This is a genomic window from Shewanella sp. AC91-MNA-CIBAN-0169 (genome assembly GCF_040310165.1).
In the GTDB taxonomy this organism is placed as follows: Bacteria; Pseudomonadota; Gammaproteobacteria; order Enterobacterales; family Shewanellaceae; genus Shewanella.
In genome coordinates this window covers 1-419 of record NZ_JBEOPM010000072.1, presented here as the reverse complement: position 1 = coordinate 419, position 419 = coordinate 1, and the positions used below count along the sequence as shown (strand labels likewise).

Sequence of the window (419 nt, the reverse complement as noted above, 5' to 3'; positions counted from 1 at the left end):
GAATAGAAAACTAAGGCCAATAAGCTTTGGGTAAGCAGAGTATTATCTTGACTCACCGGGAGCGTCCATATATGGCCTATCGGAAGCGGTAGCGTTTTCGAATAAGGCTGAGGCAGTTACCCAATAAAGTCAAAAGCTGGATCAATCCCCATGGCGACCTTTTCGCTGTTTGAAAATGTTGCGGGGCGGCTGGGAGTTCCAAGATGGAACAGCCGTTGGTTTCCTCTTGGTCTGGTGTGGGCGAAGCGCCACGAAGTTAGTGGCCGCAGGCCATAACCTAAACAAGCTTTGGGGCATAAACGTGTTGGTATATTGACGTTAAAATGGATAAATTCAACTCTAAACTTGAGGCCGTTGAAGAAAATAGCGTGAGCCTGACAGGACGTCAGGCTAGCTTTCGCGGTACAGGATGTACCATC

The 419-nt window shown here is 48.2% G+C and carries 1 protein-coding gene; it reads right to left on the bottom strand.

Going from position 1 to position 419, the window contains the following annotated elements:
- Positions 1–116: 116 nt before the first annotated feature.
- Positions 117–419: hypothetical protein (locus AAEY98_RS22165; RefSeq protein ID WP_351019709.1), on the bottom strand; the 303-nt coding region annotated here is incomplete at its 5' end.